Below are 22608 nucleotides of genomic sequence, written 5' to 3'. Positions count from 1 at the left end.
CATAGGCAGATTTTGGTATGGGGATGAAAAAATTTGCGTAGAGGCGGGAGTGAGCAGTTATTCCCGCTGCAAGGCTGCGATGCGGATCGCGGACGGAGTCCGCTCCTACGCGGGCGCTAGGTCGAGATATTTCCCCGCAGGAGCGGACTCATCCGCGAGGGATTTCGCAGACAAGGGCTAGGCGCCCCGTCTCTCCTACAGAAGCCAGCCCTGCGTGCACCGGGCACTTTCGCTTTTGGGCACTTTAGGACTTCCAGAGAAACGTCAGCGCACGCCGAACGGCCCCGTTCAGGAGGCCTCGTTGAAGCGGAGTTTCAGGGGTTGAGCGGCATGGATGCCGCGAGAGCCGCGATGGGCCAGGGATGGTCCTTCGCGGCGTGCCCCTGAAGCTTCGATTCAACGAGGGTATTTTTCGCCCCAAGCGAAAAACCGGATGTCAGGGGCAAGACCTTTGCCCACTTTGGGTCGTTTGCCAAAGTGGGTCGCCCGAGGGGGCGAAACAAGAAGTCCGCGCGCACGCCAAAGCGGCGCAGAAATGCCCAGGCCGGAGCAGCACAGCCAAGGCAGACGCCAGCACTGCCGGCTGATCGCGGGCATGGCCCGCTCCTACAGGGTGTCGGCTCTACGACTGGGCGAGCGCCAGAAACGCACTCGGCAACCGCGCCTGCCGCCGATCCTTCAGGCAATACAGGTACTCGTCGATCCGCCGCGCGCCGTTGATCTCCAGCACGCACAACTGCGGATTATCCGGCACCTCCTGGCGGGCGATGATGCTCACCCCGAGGTTGCGGATCACCGCCTCGCGGATCGATTCGCGGCTGCCGATCTCCAGCATCGAGGCCGGCGTCACCCCGGCTTCCTGCAGCATCGCCTCGGTGAGCTGCCGGGTGGTGGAGCCCGCCTCGCGCATCAGCAGGCAGTGACTGCGCAGATCACCCAGGGCCACCGATTGCTGCATCGCCAGCGGGTGGCTGCGGTGCACCGCCAGCACCAGCGGGTCACTGCCGAGCACCACGCGAGTCAGGCGTGCGTCGTCCACCTGCTGCGAGGACGCCGCCAGGTCGACCCGGCATTCCACCAGCGCTTCGAGAACCTGCTGGGAATTGCCGATCTCCACCGATACCTCGATCTGTGGATAACGTTCGCGGAAGGTCTTGATCAGGCCGAGCACGTAATAAGGAGAGGTGGCGCCGATGCGCAGCGCGCCCTGCATCTGCCCGCAATTGCGCAGGTAGAACTCGATGTCGGCTTCCTGCTGCAGCAACGCCTCGACCATCGGCAGCAGGCGCGCGCCCTCATCGCTCAGGGTCAGGCGGCGACCGCCACGGTAGAACAGCTCCACCGCGTACTGGCTTTCCAGGTTGCGGACCTGCGTGGTAACGGTGGGCTGACTCAGGCCGAGCTTCTTCGCCGCCTGGGTGATGCTGCCCAGTTTCGCCACCCGGTAGAACGCCTTCAGTTCGGCACTCAGCATTCGCTAGACCCGCTCGTTGATAAAATCATCAGCACGTTTCCAGGCATTTCCACGCTGCTGGAACAAGGACCGGCCGCGTGTCCACAGCGCTCAAGACCGCCAGCAATGCCCCGTGCTCACTGCGAATGGTCCGCGTAATAGTCATGGGGCAACGCCACGACGTCCACTACCGCGTCCACCGGCAGTGTCAGGATGGATACGACCGGACAGACAATACTCATCCAGCAGTACGCAGTGGCGGGAACGTAACCGGTGTCCACCTCGCCCGTCAGCAGCTTGACGTTGGCCTGGGTACTTTTGAAGTAGTCGTCATCAGTCCAGTGGGTCTTGTCATCCATACGGGCGATCAATGTTCCACATCCCGCGAGCAGAGCGAGGGCGAAACCCAGCAGAACAGACTTGAAACAACGGTGCATCGACGAACTCCCTGTCGCAATCCGTGGGCGGCCGACACTCCCGTCGGCCCTGCAAAAACAAAAGGCCCGCGAGTGCGGGCCTTGGCATGCTGGTGTCCCGGAGAGGGGTCGAACCTCCAACCTTCCCCTTAGGAGGGGGACGCTCTATCCAATTGAGCTACCGGGACACGGTCGGGTCGGCATGTTAACGAGCGATGACGAATTTGTCATGCCGCTGCCACCGGGCGGGTCCATAATTTTTCCAACTGTGGAGGAATACCGTGAACACCAACTCTCCGGACCACGAAGCGACGCCCGATTCGCCCTTCGCCACTTTCGACGTGCGCGTCGCCACGCCGGACGACGCCGCTGAACTCGCCCCTCTGCTCCAGCAGCTGGGCCTGCGGGAGCCCAGTCCGGATGTCGCGCTACTGGCGCTGGAGCTGGGCAACCAGCGCCCGTCACGGGTCACGCTGGTGGCCGAGCGCGACGGCACCTTGTTGGGCACCTGCACCCTGCACCTGATCGAGCACATTGCCCACGGCTTCGCGCGCTCGGCGATCCTCGAAGACATGGTGGTGGATAGCCGCGCCCGTGGCCAGGGCATCGGCCAGGCGCTGATCCGGCGCTCGGTGGAATGGGCCAGCGGCTGGGGCTGCTACAAGCTGGCCCTGTCCAGCCACCAGGACCGGGAAATGGCCCATCGCTTCTATGAGGCGATGGGCTTCGCTCCCCACGGCGTCAGCCTGTCGCTGCATCTGGAGTGACGCTCAGCTCGCCTCGGCATCCGGCGGATCAAGCAGGTCCAGCAGATGACCCACGGTGACATCGAGGGACACCGAGTTGTCCAACTCCACCAGGGGGCCGGGCAAGCCATCGGCGAAATGGGCGTTGCGGGCCAGGCGGACCTCGATCTCCGGGAGCGTCTCGCGCCCACGCTTCAACAGTCGCTGCCGCAGCACCTCGGGCTCGACCCGCAGCAGCACCGCGATCAGCCGCGGATAGCGCCGCCGCGCGTCAGGCAGGTACTTGCGCGAACCATTGACCAGCACATCGTGGCCAGCCGACAGCCAGTCGTCGATCTCACGGGGAATGCCGTAGTGCAGGCCATTGGCGCGCCAGCTCATGGCGAAGGCGCCGGACTGCTCCAGCCTGGCGAACTCCTCGACGCTCACCGAATGCGCGTCTTCCCCAAGCGCCTCGGCGGATCGGGTGATGACGCGCCGGACGATCCGGCAATCCCGCGCCGCCAGGGGAACACTGGCGGCCTGCAACAGGCTGTCCTTGCCGGAGCCGGAAGGGCCCATCAGGTAAATGAGTCTGCCTGGGGTCATAGAACTCTCGAAATGCCGGCGGCTCGGCGCTACATCGATTCTGATCCGCTGGCCGGATGATACCGTCCGCTGCGTAGGAGATGAGAAAAATTGCTTACGGAAATGAGCCCAACCGTGGCCGGCCCCTGCACCTGCCGAGCGCACTGTGCCATCATGCGCGCCTGCATAGCGCCCCCCGTCGCAGCGCCGGCGAAGCTCCCCGCAATTCGGCTAATCTGTCTACATCGGGCCTGAAGTCGCCTAATACCGATCGAAAGGCAGGTCTGCCGAGAGTGTCGCATTTCGGACGATTGGTGCTGGCATTTGGCCTTCACACGCGCCACAATATGTCGCAGATTTGACGTCAAGTTATTGGTTTTTTTCGAAACCGTTGACGACGCGCTGAACGGCCAACGGAAATCGCTGTCAAAGGGCCTGAACGAACGCTGACCCATGGCATCGGCCTCCCTGACTTACAGGTTTAATGTATGCGCCCATTGAAACAGGCAACCCCAACCTACTCCAGCCGCACCGCTGACAAATTCGTCGTACGTCTGCCGGAAGGCATGCGCGAGCGCATCGCTGAAGTTGCTCGCAGCCACCATCGCAGCATGAACTCCGAGATCATCGCGCGCCTGGAGCAGAGCCTGCTTCAGGAGGGCGCCCTGCAGGACAATCTCGGCATTCGCCTGGACAGCCCGGAGCTGAGCCTGCACGAACGTGAACTGCTGCAGCGCTTCCGCCAGCTGACCCATCGCCAGCAGAATGCCCTGATCGCCCTGATCGCGCACGATGCCGAGATGGCGCAGAACGACGCCTGAGTCGTACGCAGCACCGAAAACAGCCGGCCTTGAGCCGGCTTTTTCATGCCTGCCGTTTACCAGGAGCAAGAAACGGACACAAAAAAGCCGCCTCGCGGGCGGCCTTTTCGGCGGGACTGGAATTACATGAGGAACAGTGTGGCCAGCCCGAGGAAGATGAAGAAGCCACCGCTGTCGGTCATGGCGGTGATCATCACGCTGGACCCCATGGCCGGATCGCGCCCCAGGCGCAGCAGGGTCATCGGGATCAGCACGCCCATCAGCGCGGACAACAACAGGTTCAGGGTCATGGCACCGGTCATCACGGCGCCCAGCTGCCAGTTGCCGTACAGGTAGAAGGCGACCAGGCCGATCACCCCGCCCCACACCAGGCCGTTGACCAGGGCCACGCCCAGCTCCTTGCGCAGCAGGCGATTGGCACTGCTGACCTGCACCTGATCCAGCGCCATGGCGCGGACGATCATGGTGATGGTCTGGTTGCCGGAGTTGCCGCCGATACCGGCAACGATGGGCATCAGCGCGGCCAATGCCACCAGCTTCTCGATGGAGCCCTCGAAGAGGCCGATCACCCGCGAGGCGATGAAGGCGGTGACCAGGTTGGTGGCCAGCCAGGCCCAACGGTTACGTACCGATTTCCAGACCGAGGCGAAGATGTCTTCTTCTTCTCGCAGACCGGCCATGCTCAGCACTTCGCTCTCGCTCTCCTCACGGATCAGGTCGACCATTTCGTCGATGGTCAGACGGCCGATCAGCTTGCCGTTCTTGTCTACCACCGGGGCGGAAATCAGGTCATAGCGTTCGAACGCCTGGGCGGCGTCATAACCGTCCTCGTCGGGAGTGAAGGTTACCGGGTCGGTGGCCATGACCTCGGCCACGTCCTTCTCCGGATCGTTCACCAGCAGACGTTTGATCGGCAACACGCCCTTGAGCACGCCGTCATAGTCGACGACGAAGAGCTTGTCGGTATGGCCGGGCAGCTCCTTCAGTCGACGCAGGTAGCGCAGTACGACTTCAAGGCTGACGTCGTCGCGGATGGTGACCATCTCGAAGTCCATCAGCGCGCCGACCTGGTCTTCTTCGTAGGACAGCGCCGAACGCACGCGCTCGCGCTGCTGCGCATCGAGGCTTTCCATCAGCTCGTGGACCACGTCGCGCGGCAACTCCGGCGCCAGGTCCGCGAGTTCGTCGGCGTCCATGTCCCTGGCGGCGGCGAGGATCTCGTGATCGTCCATGTCGGCGATCAGGGTTTCCCGCACGGCATCGGAAACTTCGAGAAGGATGTCGCCGTCGCGCTCGGCCTTGACCAACTGCCAGACCGTCAGACGGTCATCCAGAGGCAGGGATTCGAGGATATGGGCGATGTCGGCCGGGTGCAGCTCGTCCAGCTTGCGCTGCAGTTCAGCAAGATTCTGACGGTGGACCAGGTTTTCAACGAGATCATGGTGCTGGCCTTCCTGACGGTGCGTCAGGTCTTCCACCAGCTTGTGCTTGTGCAGCAGGTCGACCACCTGGTTGAGGCGGTCCTGCAGGCTTTCCTGCGGCTTCTTGGCTTCTACTTCGGTCATAGCACGCTCCACCCCCAGTGGCAGAACGGGCCAGAGGGGATCAATACATCAGGTCGTGTGTACGCAATCGGGGTTCTGAGTAACTACTGGGTAAGTCCATGGTGGTGTCCCATGCGCCCATCGAGGGCAGATGCGGGAAATGATAACACTCCGGGGTGTAATAGGCGTTACAAAATCGCGGCAAGAACAATCGCTTGCAGGCGGAAGTTCACTGCCGAATCACTGCCCGGTTCGACGCCCGAAAGCTCCCACAGGACACCCGGCTCCGACTGACAATTTCTACTCCTAGGCTGCAGGCAGACCCGCCATCACGGAGGAATCCATGCGCCTGCCCACCCTGCTCTGTTCACTCCTGATTTCACTCGTACCAACCAGCGAGGCGGCCTTGGTGTTCCGCTGTACTGCGGCCGATGGCAGCGTGCTGTTCAGTCAGTATGGCTGCCCTGTGGAACGGCAGCAGGATATCCAGGAAGCGAGCAATCCCACACCGGGCAGCGGCGATCCGGTGCCGATGGCGATCCCAAAGGAGTCCGCGCCACAAAAGCCACAGGCGCGCAGCAAAGGCCAGGGCAAGGAAGGCGCGCACGAGGCTGTCGTGGTCGTAGGCGAACAGCAGAATGGCTGCGGCAATCGCGTCACAGGCAGCGCACGGCGCAAAGCGATCATCGAGGGCCGCGTGAAGACGGGAATGACGCGTGGAGACGTGGAGAGCGCCCTGGGAAGACCCGACAGGGTCAGCCAGCACAATGAGACGATGCGCTATCACTACGAAGCGGACAAGAAGCATGGCGCGCGTACCGTGACCTTCGACGAGGACGGCTGCGTGACGGGCAAGGCGAAGCGTTGAATGCGCTGCCCCATACTTTTTCGAAGGCAAAGAAAAAGGGCCTGCATTTCTGCAGGCCCTTTTGTATGTGGCGCACTCAGGAGGATTCGAACCTCCGACCGCTCGGTTCGTAGCCGAGTACTCTATCCAGCTGAGCTATGAGTGCGTCGTTGGCAAAGTTTAACCAGATTTACCAACTGGTTGCAGCTAATGACCTTTCAGTCCTTTCGCCACTGAAGCCCCGCTTTCACGTTGCCTCGTATATGGCGCACTCAGGAGGATTCGAACCTCCGACCGCTCGGTTCGTAGCCGAGTACTCTATCCAGCTGAGCTATGAGTGCGCTGATGAGGGCGCAAATTCTAGAGCGATTTTTCTGACCTGTCAACAAGATTTTTCAATCTTTTCAGTCACTTACGTAACCGGACAACTCATCGCACCAGAGGATGCAATGGCGGAGAGGGGGGGATTCGAACCCCCGACACCCTTTTGAGGTGTACTCCCTTAGCAGGGGAGCGCCTTCGGCCACTCGGCCACCTCTCCGCAACACGGGGCGCATGATATCCATGTTTTCCCCGTTTGCAAAGAAAAATTTTAGAAAAATTAATGGTTTGGTTCTTGGTCTTTCTCTTTCTGGATGCGCTGGTAGATTTCCTCACGGTGCACAGCAACTTCCTTCGGTGCATTCACACCGATACGCACCTGATTTCCTTTGACGCCCAGCACAGTCACGGTGACGTCATCACCGACCATCAGGGTCTCTCCGACCCGGCGAGTCAGAATCAGCATTCCTTTCTCCTTACGTGTAACGGATAAGCAGTCTGCAAAAAAGAAATGGTGGCAGATTCGTATAGATCAAGTGCGCGAATCCTTCACCCAAGTATTGACCAGTCCTGCCGGAAAGAAAGTTCCTGTCAGCCAGTCAAAAACGACAAAAGGCGCGGGGTAGCCGCGCCTTTCGATATATCCCGCCTTACTCGCCCTGTCGGGCAGGGGCGTCGAGTTCGAACGCGGTGTGCAGGGCACGGACCGCCAACTCGAGATACTTCTCTTCGATGACCACGGACACCTTGATTTCCGAGGTGGAGATCATCTGGATGTTGATGGTTTCCTTGGCCAGGGCTTCGAACATGCGGCTGGCGACACCGGCGTGGGAGCGCATGCCGACACCGACGATGGAAACCTTGGCGATGTTGGTGTCTCCGGTAGCTTCGCGCGCACCGATGCTGGTGGCGGTCTGCTTGAGGATTTCCAGGGCGGCCTGGTAGTCATTGCGGTGCACGGTGAAGGTGAAGTCGGTGGTGTTATCGTGCGCCACGTTCTGCACGATCATGTCGACTTCGATATTTGCAGCGCTGATCGGACCAAGGATCTTGAATGCAACGCCGGGGGTATCCGGTACGCCACGGATGGTCAGCTTGGCTTCGTCGCGATTGAAGGCGATGCCGGAGATGATCGGCTGTTCCATGGATTCCTCTTCATCAAGGGTAATGAGGGTGCCCGGACCCTCCTGGAAGCTGTGCAGCACGCGCAGCGGGACGTTGTACTTGCCGGCGAACTCGACCGAACGGATCTGCAGGACCTTGGAGCCGAGGCTGGCCATTTCCAGCATCTCCTCGAAGGTGATCTTGTCCAGGCGCTGCGCCTGCGGCACTACGCGCGGGTCGGTGGTGTAGACACCATCGACATCAGTGTAGATCTGGCACTCGTCGGCTTTCAGCGCCGCAGCCAGGGCCACGCCGGTGGTGTCGGAGCCACCACGGCCGAGGGTGGTGATGTTGCCGTGCTCATCCACACCCTGGAAGCCTGCGACCACGACGACGCGGCCGGCCTTCAGATCTGCGCGGATGTTGGCATCGTCGATGCTCAGGATGCGCGCCTTGGTGTGCGAGCTGTCGGTCAGGATGCGCACCTGGTTGCCGGTGTAGGACACCGCCGGCACGCCGCGCTTGATAAGCGCCATGCTCAGCAGCGCGATGGTCACCTGCTCGCCGGTGGAGACCATGACGTCCAGCTCGCGCGGGATCGGCTGGTCCATGATCTGTTTCGCCAGGCCAATCAGGCGATTGGTCTCGCCGCTCATGGCGGACACCACTACGACGATGTCGTCGCCCGCCTCACGGAATTTCTTCACCTTCTCGGCCACCTGCTCGATTCGCTCGACGGTGCCGACGGAGGTCCCTCCAAACTTCTGTACGATCAAAGCCATTTCAAAAGCCGCCTGATTCCTGAAGGGCGCCCATTTAACATGCATCACCGCATGCTGCCAAGGCCCGCCGGACGCGCTGCGGGCCCCGGTATTTCAGGGCCTTAGAGGCCCTGTTCGACAAAACTACGCGCCAGCGCCAGAGCTTCATCCAGCTTGCCGGCATCGACGCCACCGCCCTGGGCCATGTCCGGGCGACCACCGCCCTTCCCACCCACGGCCGCAGCGGCCTGCTTCATCAGATCGCCGGCCTTGAGCTTGGCGGTCAGATCCTGGGTCACGCCGGCGACCAGCACAACCTTCTCCTCGAACACGCCACCGAGCAGGATCACGCCGCTGCCAAGCTTGTTCTTGAGCTGGTCGACCAGCGCCAGCAGCGCCTTGCCGTCCACGCCGTCGAGACGCGCAGCGAGGACCTTGGCGCCGCTGACCTCGATGGCCGAGGAAGCCAGGTCGTCGCCGGCCGCGCTGGCGGCCTTGGCCTTGAGCTGCTCCAGCTCCTTTTCCAGCTGGCGGTTGCGCTCGATCAGGCCAGACAGCTTGTCCAGCAGGTTGTCACGGCTGCCCTTGATCAGGCCGGCCGCTTCCTTGAGCTGCTCTTCCGCGCCGTTGAGGTAGGCCAGCGCCGCAGCACCGGTGACCGCCTCGATACGACGCACGCCGGAAGCCACGCCGCCTTCGCTGGTGATCTTGAACAGGCCGATGTCGCCGGTACGGGACACGTGGGTGCCGCCACACAGCTCGACGGAGAAATCGCCGCCCATGCTCAGCACGCGAACCTGGTCGCCGTACTTCTCACCGAACAGCGCCGTGGCGCCCTTGGCCTTGGCGGTGTCGATGTCGGTCTCCTCGGTCTCGACCTCGGAGTTCTTGCGGATTTCGCGGTTGACGATGTCTTCCAGCTGCTTCAGCTGCTCGGGCTTGATCGCCTCGAAGTGGCTGAAGTCGAAGCGCAGGCGCTGGCTATCGACCAGCGAGCCCTTCTGCTGGACGTGATCGCCCAGTACCTGGCGCAGCGCGGAGTGCAGCAGGTGGGTAGCCGAGTGGTTCAGCGCGGTGGCCTGGCGCACGCTGGCGTCGACCTCGGCCTTCACCGCGGTACCGACGCTCAGGCCGCCCTGGGCAACCACGCCGTGGTGCAGATGGGCGCCGCCGGCCTTGGTGGTGTCGCGCACGTCGAAGCGCACGCCGGCACCGGCGAGGTAACCGCAGTCGCCGACCTGGCCGCCGGATTCGGCGTAGAACGGGGTCTGGTCAAGGACGACAACGCCCTCCTCGCCTTCACCCAGCTGCTCGACGGCCTTGCCGTCCTTGAACAGCGCGATGATCTGGCCGGCACCGGAAACGCCCTGGTAGCCGAGGAAGCGGGTGTCGCCGTCGACTTTCACCAGGCTGTTGTAGTCCATGCCGAAGGCGCTGGCGGAGCGGGCGCGCTCACGCTGGGCCTCCATCTCGCGCTCGAAGCCTTCCTCGTCGAGGGTCAGGCTGCGCTCGCGGGCGATGTCGTTGGTCAGGTCGACCGGGAAGCCGTAGGTGTCGTACAGCTTGAACACCACGTTGCCGGGGATGACGCTGCCCTTCAGCTCGGCCAGATCCTGCTCGAGGATCTTCAGGCCCTGCTCCAGGGTCTTGGCGAACTGTTCTTCCTCGGTCTTCAGCACGCGCTCGATGTGCGCCTGCTGCTGCTTGAGCTCCGGGAAGGCCTCGCCCATCTCGCCCACCAGCGCGGCGACGATCTTGTGGAAGAAGGTGCCCTTGGCGCCCAGCTTGTTACCGTGGCGGCAGGCGCGACGGATGATGCGGCGCAGCACGTAGCCACGGCCTTCGTTGGACGGCAGCACGCCGTCGGCAATCAGGAAGCCGCAGGAACGGATGTGGTCGGCAACGACTTTCAGCGACGGTGCATTGTCGTTGGCGCAGCCGATGGCGTCAGCGGAAGCCTGCAGCAGGCTCTGGAACAGGTCGATCTCGTAGTTCGAGTGGACGTGCTGCAGCACGGCGCTGATGCGCTCAAGACCCATGCCGGTATCCACGCTCGGCGCCGGCAGCGGGTGCATGACGCCGTCCGCGGTGCGGTTGAACTGCATGAATACGTTGTTCCAGATCTCGATGTAGCGGTCGCCGTCTTCTTCCGGCGAACCGGGCGGGCCGCCCCAGATGTCGGCGCCGTGGTCGAAGAAGATCTCGGTGCACGGGCCGCAGGGACCGGTGTCGCCCATCGCCCAGAAGTTATCCGACGCGTAGGGAGCGCCCTTGTTGTCGCCGATGCGGACCATGCGCTCGGCGGGGATGCCGACTTCCTGGGTCCAGATGTCGTAGGCCTCGTCATCGCTGGCGTAGACGGTGACCCAGAGCTTTTCCTTGGGCAGGTTCAGCCACTTGTCGGAGGTCAGGAATTCCCAGGCGTAGGTGATTGCGTCGCGCTTGAAGTAGTCGCCGAAGCTGAAGTTGCCCAGCATTTCGAAGAAGGTGTGGTGGCGCGCGGTGTAGCCGACGTTTTCCAGGTCGTTGTGCTTGCCGCCGGCGCGTACGCACTTCTGGCTGGTGGTGGCGCGGGTGTAGGCGCGCTTTTCCAGGCCCAGGAAGCAGTCCTTGAACTGGTTCATACCTGCGTTGGTGAACAGCAGGGTCGGGTCGTTCGCGGGGATCAGCGAACTGGACGCTACGCGGGTGTGCCCCTTCTCTTCGAAGAAGCGGAGGAAGGCTTCACGGATTTCAGCGCTTTTCATAGATTCTTCCACGGAAAAATGCGGCCACAAATCGCCGGCAAAGGGCCGCATTATGATCGGCCCCGCGTGCTCGGTACAGTGTGTTTGTGCGATAGACGGCGCCTATTGCGCCTCACGCGTGCTCAGTTACGACGAAAGGCGGCGAAAGCTTCGACGATACGCGGAATGTCCGCCGATTTCACGTCGAGGTGCGTGACCAGCCGCAGGCGCGCCGCCGGGCTGACACGAATGCCGCGTTCAGCAAGGTGAGTCGCCAGCGCACCAGCCTGCTCGCCGATGCCGACGTAGACCATGTTGGTCTGCACCAGCTCGATGCTGTAGCCCAGTTCAGCCAGACCACGCCCCAATGCCTCAGCGTTGGCATGGTCTTCGGCCAGGCGCTCGACCTGATGGTCCAGCGCATACAGCCCCGCTGCTGCCAGGCCGCCGGCCTGGCGCATGCCACCGCCGACCATCTTGCGCAGACGGCGCGCCCGGCCGATCAGCTCAACGTCGCCGCACAGCACCGACCCCACCGGCGCGCCCAGCCCCTTGGACAGGCACACGGAAACGGAATCGAAGTGGCGGGTGATCTCGCGGGCGTCGACGCCCAGCTTCACCGCTGCGTTGTACAGGCGCGCGCCGTCCAGGTGCAGGGCCAGGCCTCGGCGACGGGTCATTTCCCGCGCGGCGGCGAGATAAGCCTGTGGCAGCACCTTGCCCTGCATGGTGTTTTCCAGCGCAAGCAGACGGGTGCGGGCGAAGTGGAAGTCGTCCTGCTTGATTGCCGCCTCGACCCTGGCCAGGTCCAGCGTACCGTCGGCCTCGCCTTCAATGGGCTGCGGCTGGATGGAGCCGAGGACGGCGGCGCCACCGCCCTCATATTTATAGGTGTGCGCCTGCTGGCCGACGATGTACTCGTCGCCCCGACCGCAATGGGCCATCAGCCCGAGCAGGTTGCTCATGGTGCCGGTGGGCACGAACAGCGCGGCGGCGAAGCCCAGGCGCTCGGCCAGGGTCGCTTCCAGGCGGTTGACGGTGGGGTCTTCGCCATAGACGTCATCGCCCAGGTCGGCGCGCGCCATGGCCTCGCGCATCCCGGCGGTGGGCAGGGTGACGGTATCGCTGCGAAGGTCGATGAGGGACATGGCGGGCTCCTAGGGCATCAGGCGGAAAGGCCCGATGCTAAGCGCTTGCCACAGGCGGAACAAGGTCTGGGATCACGGCTCTCGTAGAGCGTACAACCGATCGCAGCGGTATGCCGCCACACCACGCCCGTCACTGGCGCCGGGTCAAGCCCAGAGCACGCTGACACCAAGGTCAATCGGCGTATGACGCGGAGCGTTATACGCCCTACGCGCCGGGAGGTACGGGAACAAGCCACGCTTTCTGGGTTCCCGCGTTCGCGGGAAAGACAGGAGAAAACCAACCGCCCCTATGGCCGTCATCCCCGCGAATGCGGGGATCCAGCGACCTGTCGGTGTCAGAGTTCAGTGGGCACGACAAGGATGCCGGCGCGCAGGCCGTTCTTCACCCGAGGGTTGGGGAAGATGATCCGTGCGCCCCGCTCCTCCACGATCCAGCGGGTGCCGCCGATGTCCTCGGCCAGCAGGTAGCCCTGGTCCAGCTCGGTGAAGTTATCCACCGCGTCGTCGAGGTGCAGGCGGAAATGGTCGCTGTGCTTGATCACCTCGCGGGACACGGCGAACAGCTTCAGACCATTGAGCTGCGCGCCATCGGCTACCGGTGCGTCACCACGGATCAGGCCTTGCAGCATGACTTCCAGACGGTCGAGGTTGACTGCCTGGTTCTGCCCGAACGGCCGCGCCTTGCCCAGCTCGAGAGTGAAGGCCTCTGCCCCCAGATGGCTGTAGGTGTAGGCACTGAAGGTGATACCCGGCTTGCTCTGCAGCAGCACCGCGTCGATGCCGGCGCTGCGCAGGCGGGCCAGCTCATCGCGGGAGTGCTGGCGGCCCTCGCTCCAGGGATAGAGGGCGAACTGCTCGATCTTCGAACCGCGAATCGCGGTATGCAGGTCGTAGTGCAGGCGGGTGCGCCCTTCGCGGACGAAGAAGGCAGCAGCCAGGCGCTCCAGTTCGGAGGCGCGCAGGGCCTCGTTGCCGCTGCCCTCCTCGTGGCGGCCACAGAACAGGCGGTTGATGTCCTGCTCCAGGTAGCGTTCGCCGCGACGCATGGCCTCGGGGTTGCCCAGCAGGATGAGAATGCGCGTCGCCGGCTTGAGCTCGCCACGGGCGATGCGTTGCACCAGACGGTCGAGCAACTCGATGGGCGCGGTCTCGTTGCCGTGGATACCGGCCGAGAGCAGCAGGTCGCCGCCCTGGTCACGCGTGGTCGACGGATTGATTTCCAGGGCGCCTTCGGCCAGCCAGTGCAGACGGGTGCCGTCCGCGGTGAGCTGGATCTTTTCCGTCGGCTCACGGCCGGCGAGGGTCAGTTCGAGCAGTTTGCCCAGAGCTAGCATGCGGACGCCTCCATCAGTTCCACGGCCGGATCGGGCCGTGGACTCCGCGATCAGTGGTGATGGTCACACCCACAGTCTGGACCATGTTCGTGGACTTCGGCGGCTTCCAGCTCCAGGGTCAGGCCCAATTGGTTCACTGCCTGCGGGCGCACCACCAGCAGCGGGATCTCGGCGTCGTCCTCATGGGAGTCGGCGTAGATCACCAGGCCGCCCTTGCCGTCGGCCTCCAGCCACAGCTCGCGCCCTTCCAGGCGGATGGCCAGGCGCGCGGTGTGGGTCTCGCGGCGCTCGCCCTTGTTGTCTTCGAGAATCAGCGGGAGGCTTTCGGTCATGTCAGTTACTCAGTTTTGCTGGAAGGGATAAACCGAGCCCAGTTTAAGGATCTGGCTCAATTCATCCAACGCCGTCCGGCACTCCATCAGCAATTGCGGATCGGCCAGGTCGGCTTCGGCCAGGCGATCGCGGTAATGCTTGTCGACCCAGGTGACCAGGGTGTCGTGCAGGGTCGGGGTCATGATCACGCCCGGGTTGACCGCCGCCAGTTCGCTGTCGGTCAGCGCCACGCGCAAGCGCAGGCAAGCCGGGCCACCGCCGTTCTGCATGCTCTGCTTGAGGTCGAACACCTTCACCTCGCGGATCGGGCCGTCCTCGGCGGTCAGGCGCGACAGGTAGTTCCACACGCGCTCGTTCTTGCGGCACTCCTCCGGGACGATCAGCAGCATGCTGCCATCGGCGCGGGTCAGCAGCTGGCTGTTGAACAGGTAGGACTTCACCGCGTCCTCGACCGTGACCTGGTCGCGCGGCACGCACACGGCCTGGAAGCGACCGCCACGGCGGCCCAGCTTGTCGTGCAGTTCGGCCAGCACGCGCTCGGTGTCGAGGAAGGCATCTTCGTGGTGGAACAGCACTTCGCCGTTACCCACCGCGATCACGTCGTTGTGGAACACGCCCTGATCGATCACCGCCGGGTTCTGCTGGGCGTAGACCACGCCGTCATCGCTCAGGCCGTGCAGACGGGCTACCGCCTGGCAGGCTTCCAGGGTCTGCCGCGCCGGGTAACGCTGCGGCGCCGGGAAGCGGCTGTCGAAGGCGCTGCGGCCGAACACGAAGAACTCCACGCCAGCTTCGCCGTAGGACTTGCAGAAGCGCGTGTGGTTGGCCGCGCCCTCGTCGCCGAACTGGGCGACCGCCGGCAGGGCGGCGTGATGGGCGAAGTGTTTCTCGTCGTTGAACATCGCCGCAAGGATGCGACTGGTCTGCGGATGCTCGATGGAGCGGTGGAACTTGCAGTTCAGGTTGGCGGCAGTGAAATGCACGCGGCCATCGGCAGTGTCAGCGCCGGGGCTGACCGTGGCCGCGTTGGCGGTCCACATGCAGGACGCCGAGCTGGTAGCGGCCAGCAGCGGCATGGCCTCCTTGGCAGCCTTGGCGATCACCTCGGCGTCGCTGCCGGAGAAGCCCAGGGCGCGCAGCGAGGCAACGGCCGGGCGCTCCTGCGGGGCGAACACGCCCTGCTTGAAGCCCATCTCCATCAGCGCCTTCATCTTCGACAGGCCCTGCTTCGCCGCTTCGCGCGGGTTGGACGCCGCCTGGCTGTTGCTCTGCGAAGCGACGTTGCCATAGGACAGGCCGCCGTAGTTGTGCGTCGGTCCGACCAGACCATCGAAGTTCATTTCATAGGCGGTCATCACAGGCTCACTCCCGGAGTCAGGGTTGCAGGCAGGCTCAGGCTTTCGCTTTCCAGCGAGGCGACCGGATAGGCACAGTAGTCGGCCGCGTAGTAGGCGCTCGGGCGGTGGTTGCCCGAGGCGCCGATGCCGCCGAACGGTGCGCTGCTGGCAGCGCCGGTCAGTTGCTTGTTCCAGTTGACGATGCCGGCGCGGCTCTCGATGAGGAAGTCCTCGTAGCGCTCGCGGGAATCCGACAGCAGGCCGGCGGCCAGGCCGTACTGGGTGGCGTTGGCTTCGCGCACGGCGGCGTCGAAGTCGGCATAGCGGACCACCTGCAGCAGCGGGCCGAAGAACTCTTCGTCCGGGCGCTCGGCCACAGCGGTCACGTCGAGGATGCCCGGGGTCAGCAACGCAGCGTTGGCCATTGGCTGGGTCATCGCCAGCAGCGGCTTGGCGCCCTTGGCCAGCAGTTGCTCCTGGGCCTTGATCAGGTGCTCGGCGGCGGCGAGCGAGATCACCGAGCCCATGAAGGGCGCCGGTTGTTCGTCGAAGCGGCCGACCTTGATGGCCGACGCCACGGCCACCAGGCGCTCGATCAGCGCGTCGCCCCAGGCGCCCTGCGGCACCAGCAGGCGGCGGGCGCAAGTGCAGCGCTGGCCGGCGGAAATGAACGCGGACTGGATGATGGTGTAGACGGCGGCGTCGACGTCTTTGACCTCATCGACCACCAGCGGGTTGTTGCCGCCCATCTCCAGCGCCAGGATCTTCTGCGGACGACCGCCGAACTGGCTGTGCAGGAGGTTGCCGGTACGGCTGGAGCCGGTGAAGAACAGGCCGTCGATGTCATCGTTGCCGGCCAGCGCTACGCCGGTGTCGCGAGCGCCCTGCACCAGGTTGATCACGCCGGCGGGAATGCCGGCCTCGATCCACGCCTGCAGGGTCAGCTCGGCGACCTTGGGGGTCAGCTCGCTGGGCTTGAACACCACGGCGTTGCCCGCCAGCAGGGCCGGCACGATGTGGCCGTTGGGCAGGTGGCCGGGGAAGTTGTAGGGGCCGAACACGGCGACCACGCCGTGGGGCTTGTGACGCAGCACGGCGGTGGCGTCGGCCAGCGGGCCGCTCTTCTCGCCGGTACGCTCACGGAAGGCCTGGACCGAGATGGCGACCTTGTTGACCATGCTGGTCACTTCGGTCGCGGCTTCCCACAGCGGCTTGCCGGTTTCCTCGCCGATGGCGCGGGCCAGTTCCTCGGCACGCGCCTTGAGGGCGGCGCCGAAGCGCTCCAGCACGGCGATGCGCTCTTCCACCGGGCGACGGGCCCAGGCCGGGAAGGCAGCGCGTGCGGCAGCGACGGCGGCGCCAACCTGCGCGGCCGAAGCGGCGCGGCCGCTCCAGACCACAGCCTGGCTGACCGGGCAGAGGGACTCCAGCGGCTCGCCTTCGCCCGCCAGCCACTGGCCGGCAATGTAGTGGGTATTCATCATCAGGCTCCCCTGACGCCTCGCGGCGTCAGATGCGTTTTCCGGAGAGAGGCACCGCGCGGACCGAAGCCCCGGCGGACAGGCGCAGGCGTTTGGCGGTCAGCGCGTCGACCACCAGCGAGCCGGCGGCAACGCGCGCCGGGGCCGCAGTGATACGGCTTTCTTCGCGCTTGCGGTTGTGGATCAGGAAGGGCTCGGCGTCGTCGCCCGGTGTGCCGATGGCCAGCACCAGGGTCTGGCTGTCGGCGATCGGACGGATCTTGTCCGTCGGCGCCTCGATGGCCGGGCCGGCGTCGAAGATGTCGACGTAGCCCTGGTAGCTGAAGCCCTCGGCCTTGAGCATCGCCAGCGCCGGTTCGGTATCCGGGTGCACGCGACCGATCACCGCGCGCGCCTCTTCCGAGAGGAAGCAGGTGTAGAGCGGGAACTTGGGCATCAGCTCGGCGATGAAGGACTTGTTGCCCACGCCGGTCAGGTAATCGGCCTGGCTGAATTCCATCTTGAAAAAGTGCCGGCCCAGGCTCTCCCAGAACGGCGAGCGGCCTTCGCTGTCGGACATGCCACGCATCTCGGCGATCACCTTGTCACCGAAGAGTTCGCGGAACTCGGCGATGAACAGGAAGCGCGCCTTGGACAGCAGGCGACCGTTGAGGCCGGTGCGGTGGTCGGCATGCAGGAACAGCGAGCACAGCTCGGACTGCCCGGTGAGATCGTTGGCCAGGAACAGGGTGGGAATCTCGCGGTGGATGCCCAGCTCCTGGGACGCGCTGACGGTCAGGCCGACGCGGTAGTTGTACCAGGGCTCGCGCAGGCCGACGGCGCCGGCCACGGCGGAAATCCCTACCACCTTGCCGTTGTCATCCTCGAGGACGAACAGGTAGTCGGCGTCGGCACGTTCGGCCTCGCCACGGAAGGCCTTCTCGGCCCAGTTGACGCGGTGCTGCAGGCGCTGCTCGTTGGCCGGCAGAGTGGTCAGGCCGGTGCCGGTGCTGCGGGCCAGGTCGAACAGGGCCGGAAGGTCGGCGCTGGTTACGGGACGGACGATCATGCTCTCTCCCCTCAGATCGCGACCAGGCGCACGCTGGCGCCTTCGCCGACGCCCAGGGCGTCGGCGGCTTCCTGGTTCAGGGTCACCGGCTTGCCGGGTGCCCAGTCGAGTTCGGCGACGATGGCGCGGAAGTCCTGCAGCTGGCCATTGGTCACCAGGTAGCCGCGATTCCCCTTGCCGCCCTCACCGATACGCACCGGCACCTGCCGGCTCTGGGAGATGGAGCGGATGCTGGAGATCGGCGCGTGCAGGGTCGGGCCGCCGTCGAAGATGTCGATGTAGTTGTCGGACTCGAAGCCGTCGCGCATCAGGATGTCGAAGGTGATCTGCGCTCGCGGGTGCACCTGGCCCATGGACTCCTGCGCCTCGTCCGGCAGCAGCGGCACGTAGATCGGGTAGTGCGGCATCAGCTCGGCGAGGAAGGTACGGCTCTTGAGGCCCGAGAGTTTCTCGGCCGCGGAGTAGTCGAGGTCGAAGAAGTTGCGGCCGATGGCGTTCCAGAACGGCGACTGGCCCTGGTCGTCGCTGTAGCCGACGATCTCCACCACCACAGCCTCGGCGAAGCGCTCCGGATGGCTGGCCATGAACAGCAGGCGGCCACGGGAGTTGAGCTCGGCGACCGGCGTGTTCACCAGGTCGCGCTCGACGTAGAAGCTGGTCAGCAGGCTGTTGCCGGTGAGGTCATGGCACAGCGAGAGGACGTGGATTTTGTTGTGGATCTTCAGCTCGCGGGAAGCGTGCACGAAGGTCTCGTTGCGGAAGCTGTAGAACGGCTCGGAGAAGCCGGCCGAGGCGACAATCGCCGAGCAGCCGACCAGGCGGCCGCTGACGCTGTCTTCCAGCACGAAGAAATAGCTCTCTTCACCGTTGAAGCTCACTTCGGCGGCGAACGAGGCCTCCGAGGCAAGGATCTTTTCCCGCAGGCGTTCCGCGTCGTCCGGCAGCGACGTGACGCCGACCGGGCTGTCCGCGGCGAGACGCTGCACTTGCTGCAGGTCGGCCACTTGGGCGGGGCGCATCACCAGCATGGCGTCACTCCTCTAACCAGACAAAAGTTCATGATTCGTGGGCGCGACACAGCCTGTGCCGCACTCACCAGGGCATTCGGAAGACCGGCCGGAGCATCCCGGCCGGTGAGCGGCGAAATCGCTTCGCCGCTGATTCAGCTTAGTCGCAGGTGTTTAGCCGCGGGTCAGCTTGGCGATGGCGCGTTCCAGGCGATCCAGGCCTTCGTCGATGTCCGCATCGGGGATCACCAGGCTGGGCGCGAAGCGCACCACGTCCGGGCCGGCCTGCAGGACCATCACGGCTTCTTTCTCGGCGGCGTTCAGCACGTCCTTGGCCTTGCCCTTCCAGGCGTCGGCCAGCACGGCGCCGATCAGCATGCCCATGCCGCGCACCTGGGTGAAGATTCCGTACTCGGCGGCCATCTTCTCCAGGCGGACCTTGAAGCGCTCGTGCTTGGCTTTCACGCCTTCGAGCACTTCAGGGGTGTTGATCACGTCGAAGGCGGCGCCAGCGACGGCGCAGGCCAGCGGGTTACCGCCATAGGTGGTGCCGTGGGTGCCGACGACCAGGTGCTCGGCGATCTTCGCGGTGGTCAGCATGGCGCCGATCGGGAAGCCGCCGCCCAGGCCCTTGGCGCTGGACAGGATGTCCGGGTTAACGCCGTAGTACTGGTGGGCATAGAGGTAGCCGATACGGCCGAAACCGCTCTGCACTTCGTCGAAGATCAGCAGTGCGTTGTTCTCGTCGCACAGCTTGCGCACACCTTCCAGATAGGCCTGGTCGGCCGGCAGCACACCGCTCTCGCCCTGTACCGGCTCGATGATCACCGCGCAGGTCTTGTCGGAGATGGCGGCCTTCAGCGCGTCCAGGTCGTTGAACGGAATGTGGGTGATGCCCTGCACTTTCGGGCCGAAACCGTCGGAGTACTTGGCCTGGCCACCGACGTTGACGGTGAACAGGGTACGGCCATGGAAGCTGTTGACCATCGAGATGATCTCGTACTTCTCGGGGCCGTAGACGTCGTGGGCATAACGACGAGCCAGCTTCAGCGCAGCCTCGTTGGCCTCGGCGCCGGAGTTGGCGAAGAACACGCGCTCGGCGAAGGTCGAATCGATCAGCTTCCTGGCCAGGCGCAGGGCCGGTTCGTTGGTGAACACGTTGGAGACGTGCCAGATCTTGCCCGCCTGTTCGGTCAGCGCTTTCATCAGCGCCGGGTGGGCATGGCCCAGGGAGTTCACTGCGATGCCGCCGGCGAAGTCGATCAGCTCTCGGCCGCTCTGATCCCAGACTCGGGAACCCTCGCCACGCACCGGAATGAAGGCGGCCGGCGAATAGTTGGGCACCATGACCTGGTCGAAATCGGAACGTTGGACCTGAGCGTGCGGAGCGGACATCGGTGTTCTCCTGCCTGGTAGAGGCGGCTATCGATGGAAGGATTGTAGGGACGATTGTCGGGTCGGCATTGCCGCCATGCGACAACTTGTTATAGCGCCAACCCACGGATTGCCGAGCTTTACGGAAATGCGACAGAAAGCGTCGGGAAGGCGCAGTGTAAGGCTTGCCGCCTGCTGCGGGTACAAGGGGGAGTGGAATTTGTTCGCGTGGCGAACGAGGGGAAAAGGAATAAGGCGGGAAGAGCTTTCATTGCAGGAGCGAGCTTGCTCGCGAACCGCTTTACGCCGGCGCATCCGGCAGGATCGTTCGCGAGCAAGCTCGCTCCTACGAAGGGCAGCTCCGTAGGGCGCATAACGCGCCAGCGTTATCCGCCGTGACCACAGCGGCGGATAACCTGTTCCAGGTTATTCGCCCTACGAAAAGCGCGGCGTCAGCCGCGCTCGGCGACGACCGGGGCGGCCTCGGCGGCGCCCTGCCCACGGCGCTGGTTGCGGTCTTCGCGCGGGGTCACGCCGAAGAAGTTGCGGTAAGCGCTGGAGAAGTGCGGACCGCTGGAGAAGCCGCAGGACAGGCCGATCTGGATGATCGACTTGCTGGTCTGCATGAGCATCTGCCGCGCGCGGTTCAGGCGCAGCTCCAGGTAGTACTGGCTGGGCACACGAGTCAGGTACTGCTTGAAGATGCGCTCCAGCTGGCGGCGCGAGACACACACGTGCTGGGCGATCTCGTCGGTGGTCAGCGGTTCCTCGATGTTCGCCTCCATCAGCAGCACCGCCTGGGTGAGCTTCGGATGGCTGGAACCGAGGCGGTTCTTCAGCGGGATGCGCTGGCGTTCGGAGCCTTCGCGGATGCGCTCCACCACCAGTTCCTCGGATACCGCGCCAGCCAGCTCTGCCCCGTGGTCACGGGACAGCACGGCCAGCAGCAGGTCAAGCACAGCCATGCCACCGCAGGCGCTGAGGCGATCACGGTCCCATTCGAACAGGTGATTGGTAGCGATGACCTTGGGATAACGCTCGGTAAAGTCGTCGTGCCAGCGCCAGTGCACGGCAGCGCGGTAACCATCGAGCAGGCCGAGCTGCGCCAGCGGGTAGATGCCGGCGGACAGTGCGCCGATGCTCACGCCGCTGCGCGACAGCTGCTTGAGCGCAGCGGCCAGCGGCGCGGAAACCGCCTGGGGAACCTCGTCGGCGACCAGGAAGATGCGCTGGCACTGCTCCAGCGCCCCCGCCCAGGGTTGACCCGGCAGGCGCCAGCCGTCGGCCTCGGCGACCGTTTCGGCGCTCATGAACACCGGATCGTAGAGCGCCTCCGGATGCAGCCGGCGGGCGACCCGCAGGGCCTCCTCGGCCAGCGCCAGAGTCAGCGCACGGGTGTGCGGCCAGAGGAGGAATCCGATGCGTTGTGCAGTCATGCGGCTAGATCACCCAGGCGACGATGACAGACAGCTTACTTCAAGCTGCCGGAAAGGAACTGCTTGAGGCGTTCCGATTGCGGATTGACGAGGACTTCCTTCGGGCAGCCCGCCTCTTCCACCAGGCCCTTGTGGAGGAACACCAGCTGGTTGGAGACCTCGCGGGCAAAGCCCATCTCGTGGGTCACGACCACCATGGTACGGCCTTCCTGGGCCAGGTCCTGCATCACGCGCAGCACTTCACCGACCAGCTCAGGGTCGAGCGCCGAGGTCGGCTCGTCGAACAGCATGACTTCCGGCTCGACCGCCAGGGCACGGGCGATGGCCACGCGCTGCTGCTCACCGCCGGACATGTGCGCGGGATAGGCATCCTTGCGGTGCGCCACGCCGACTTTCGCCAGGTAGTGCTCGGCCTTCTCCAGCGCCTCTTTCTTCGACACGCCCAGCACGTGGACCGGCGCTTCGATGACGTTTTCCAGGGCGCTCATGTGCGACCACAGGTTGAAGTGCTGGAACACCATCGACAGGCGCGAGCGCATGCGCTGCAGCTGCTTGGCGTCAGCGGCCTTGAGTGCGCCGTCCTTGTTCGGCACGAGCTTGAGCTCTTCGCCGTTGAGCAGGATCTTGCCGGCGTGGGGCTGCTCCAGCAGGTTGATGCAGCGCAGGAAGGTACTCTTGCCCGAGCCGGAGGAGCCGATGATGCTGATCACGTCGCCCGCTTTCGCCGCCAGGGAGACGCCCTTGAGCACCTCGTGGCTGCCATAGCGCTTGTGCAGGTCCTGGATTTCCAGTTTGTACATGGTG

At 64.4% G+C, this 22608-nt stretch carries 20 protein-coding genes and 4 tRNA genes; 3 read left to right on the top strand and 21 right to left on the bottom strand.

Going from position 1 to position 22608, the window contains the following annotated elements:
• Positions 1-622 precede the first annotated feature (622 nt).
• The 3 genes from GA645_RS08900 to GA645_RS08890 all read right to left on the bottom strand — a co-directional run bounded on the left by GA645_RS08900 (position 623) and on the right by GA645_RS08890 (position 2057).
• Positions 623-1474, bottom strand: coding sequence for a LysR family transcriptional regulator (locus GA645_RS08900; protein WP_152221911.1), 852 nt, complete (start codon positions 1472-1474; stop codon positions 623-625).
• Positions 1475-1590: 116 nt separating this feature from the next.
• Complete coding sequence (locus tag GA645_RS08895) at positions 1591-1890, bottom strand: YceK/YidQ family lipoprotein (RefSeq protein WP_152221909.1); 300 nt, start codon at positions 1888-1890, stop codon at positions 1591-1593.
• 90 nt (positions 1891-1980) lie between these two features.
• Positions 1981-2057 (bottom strand) — tRNA-Arg (locus GA645_RS08890).
• Between the two features lie 93 nt (positions 2058-2150).
• Between GA645_RS08890 and GA645_RS08885 the strand changes: the two genes are divergently transcribed.
• On the top strand, positions 2151-2636 hold the full coding sequence (locus tag GA645_RS08885) for a GNAT family N-acetyltransferase (RefSeq protein WP_152221907.1): 486 nt from the start codon (positions 2151-2153) through the stop codon (positions 2634-2636).
• A 3-nt stretch (positions 2637-2639) separates the two neighbouring features.
• On the opposite strand, the gene phnN is transcribed toward GA645_RS08885, so the two are convergent.
• The gene (gene phnN / locus GA645_RS08880) at positions 2640-3203 is read right to left on the bottom strand and encodes a phosphonate metabolism protein/1,5-bisphosphokinase (PRPP-forming) PhnN (RefSeq protein ID WP_152221905.1); all 564 of its coding nucleotides are present in this window, start codon (positions 3201-3203) and stop codon (positions 2640-2642) included.
• Between the two features lie 467 nt (positions 3204-3670).
• Here phnN and amrZ point away from each other — a divergent pair, with 467 nt between their 5' ends.
• Entirely contained in the window at positions 3671-4003 is a 333-nt protein-coding gene (amrZ, locus tag GA645_RS08875; protein ID WP_015476477.1) for a transcriptional regulator AmrZ, read from the top strand.
• A gap of 122 nt (positions 4004-4125) precedes the next feature.
• On the opposite strand, the gene mgtE is transcribed toward amrZ, so the two are convergent.
• Positions 4126-5568: a magnesium transporter gene (gene mgtE / locus GA645_RS08870; RefSeq protein ID WP_152221903.1), complete on the bottom strand. Its 1443-nt coding sequence runs from the start codon at positions 5566-5568 to the stop codon at positions 4126-4128.
• Positions 5569-5890: 322 nt separating this feature from the next.
• Between mgtE and bamE the strand changes: the two genes are divergently transcribed.
• On the top strand, positions 5891-6415 hold the full coding sequence (gene bamE, locus GA645_RS08865) for an outer membrane protein assembly factor BamE (protein ID WP_152221901.1): 525 nt from the start codon (positions 5891-5893) through the stop codon (positions 6413-6415).
• Between the two features lie 68 nt (positions 6416-6483).
• Here the strand turns inward: bamE and GA645_RS08860 are convergent.
• The 16 genes from GA645_RS08860 to aotP form a co-directional block, all read right to left on the bottom strand.
• Positions 6484-6560, bottom strand: a tRNA-Arg gene (locus GA645_RS08860).
• Positions 6561-6658: 98 nt separating this feature from the next.
• A tRNA-Arg gene (locus GA645_RS08855) sits at positions 6659-6735 on the bottom strand.
• 109 nt (positions 6736-6844) lie between these two features.
• Positions 6845-6935, bottom strand: a tRNA-Ser gene (locus tag GA645_RS08850).
• A gap of 60 nt (positions 6936-6995) precedes the next feature.
• Positions 6996-7181: a carbon storage regulator CsrA gene (csrA, locus tag GA645_RS08845; protein WP_003085981.1), complete on the bottom strand. Its 186-nt coding sequence runs from the start codon at positions 7179-7181 to the stop codon at positions 6996-6998.
• Between the two features lie 184 nt (positions 7182-7365).
• Positions 7366-8601, bottom strand: coding sequence for an aspartate kinase (locus GA645_RS08840; RefSeq protein WP_152221899.1), 1236 nt, complete (start codon positions 8599-8601; stop codon positions 7366-7368).
• A 101-nt stretch (positions 8602-8702) separates the two neighbouring features.
• The gene (alaS, locus tag GA645_RS08835; RefSeq protein ID WP_152221897.1) at positions 8703-11327 is read right to left on the bottom strand and encodes an alanine--tRNA ligase; all 2625 of its coding nucleotides are present in this window, start codon (positions 11325-11327) and stop codon (positions 8703-8705) included.
• Between the two features lie 122 nt (positions 11328-11449).
• The gene (gene ltaE / locus GA645_RS08830; protein ID WP_152221895.1) at positions 11450-12454 is read right to left on the bottom strand and encodes a low-specificity L-threonine aldolase; all 1005 of its coding nucleotides are present in this window, start codon (positions 12452-12454) and stop codon (positions 11450-11452) included.
• Between the two features lie 335 nt (positions 12455-12789).
• Complete coding sequence (gene astE / locus GA645_RS08825) at positions 12790-13788, bottom strand: succinylglutamate desuccinylase (protein ID WP_152221893.1); 999 nt, start codon at positions 13786-13788, stop codon at positions 12790-12792.
• A 50-nt stretch (positions 13789-13838) separates the two neighbouring features.
• Positions 13839-14120 (bottom strand): GTPase, encoded by a 282-nt coding sequence (locus GA645_RS08820; protein ID WP_152221891.1) that lies wholly within the window; start codon positions 14118-14120, stop codon positions 13839-13841.
• A gap of 9 nt (positions 14121-14129) precedes the next feature.
• Positions 14130-15476 (bottom strand): N-succinylarginine dihydrolase, encoded by a 1347-nt coding sequence (astB, locus tag GA645_RS08815; protein WP_152221889.1) that lies wholly within the window; start codon positions 15474-15476, stop codon positions 14130-14132.
• Positions 15476-16942 carry a succinylglutamate-semialdehyde dehydrogenase gene (gene astD, locus GA645_RS08810; protein WP_152221887.1) on the bottom strand — a complete coding sequence of 489 codons (1467 nt, stop codon included), beginning with the start codon at positions 16940-16942 and terminating at the stop codon, positions 15476-15478. The genes astB and astD overlap by 1 nt, the downstream gene beginning before the upstream one ends.
• Before the next feature lie 25 nt (positions 16943-16967).
• Positions 16968-17987: an arginine N-succinyltransferase gene (astA, locus tag GA645_RS08805; protein ID WP_152221886.1), complete on the bottom strand. Its 1020-nt coding sequence runs from the start codon at positions 17985-17987 to the stop codon at positions 16968-16970.
• 11 nt (positions 17988-17998) lie between these two features.
• Positions 17999-19015: an arginine/ornithine succinyltransferase subunit alpha gene (aruF, locus tag GA645_RS08800; RefSeq protein ID WP_152221883.1), complete on the bottom strand. Its 1017-nt coding sequence runs from the start codon at positions 19013-19015 to the stop codon at positions 17999-18001.
• Positions 19016-19168: 153 nt separating this feature from the next.
• On the bottom strand, positions 19169-20389 hold the full coding sequence (locus GA645_RS08795; RefSeq protein ID WP_152221881.1) for an aspartate aminotransferase family protein: 1221 nt from the start codon (positions 20387-20389) through the stop codon (positions 19169-19171).
• Between the two features lie 431 nt (positions 20390-20820).
• Positions 20821-21804, bottom strand: coding sequence for a transcriptional regulator ArgR (argR, locus tag GA645_RS08790; protein WP_152221879.1), 984 nt, complete (start codon positions 21802-21804; stop codon positions 20821-20823).
• A gap of 35 nt (positions 21805-21839) precedes the next feature.
• A complete protein-coding gene (aotP, locus tag GA645_RS08785) occupies positions 21840-22604 on the bottom strand; it encodes an arginine/ornithine transport ATP-binding protein AotP (RefSeq protein ID WP_152221877.1) in 765 nt (254 codons plus the stop codon).
• Positions 22605-22608: the final 4 nt, after the last annotated feature.

It is taken from the genome of Pseudomonas sp. SCB32 (assembly GCF_009189165.1).
Lineage (GTDB): Bacteria > Pseudomonadota > Gammaproteobacteria > Pseudomonadales > Pseudomonadaceae > Pseudomonas.
The sequence above is the reverse complement of the archived record's forward strand: the minus strand, read 5'-3'. Positions and strand labels throughout refer to the sequence as shown.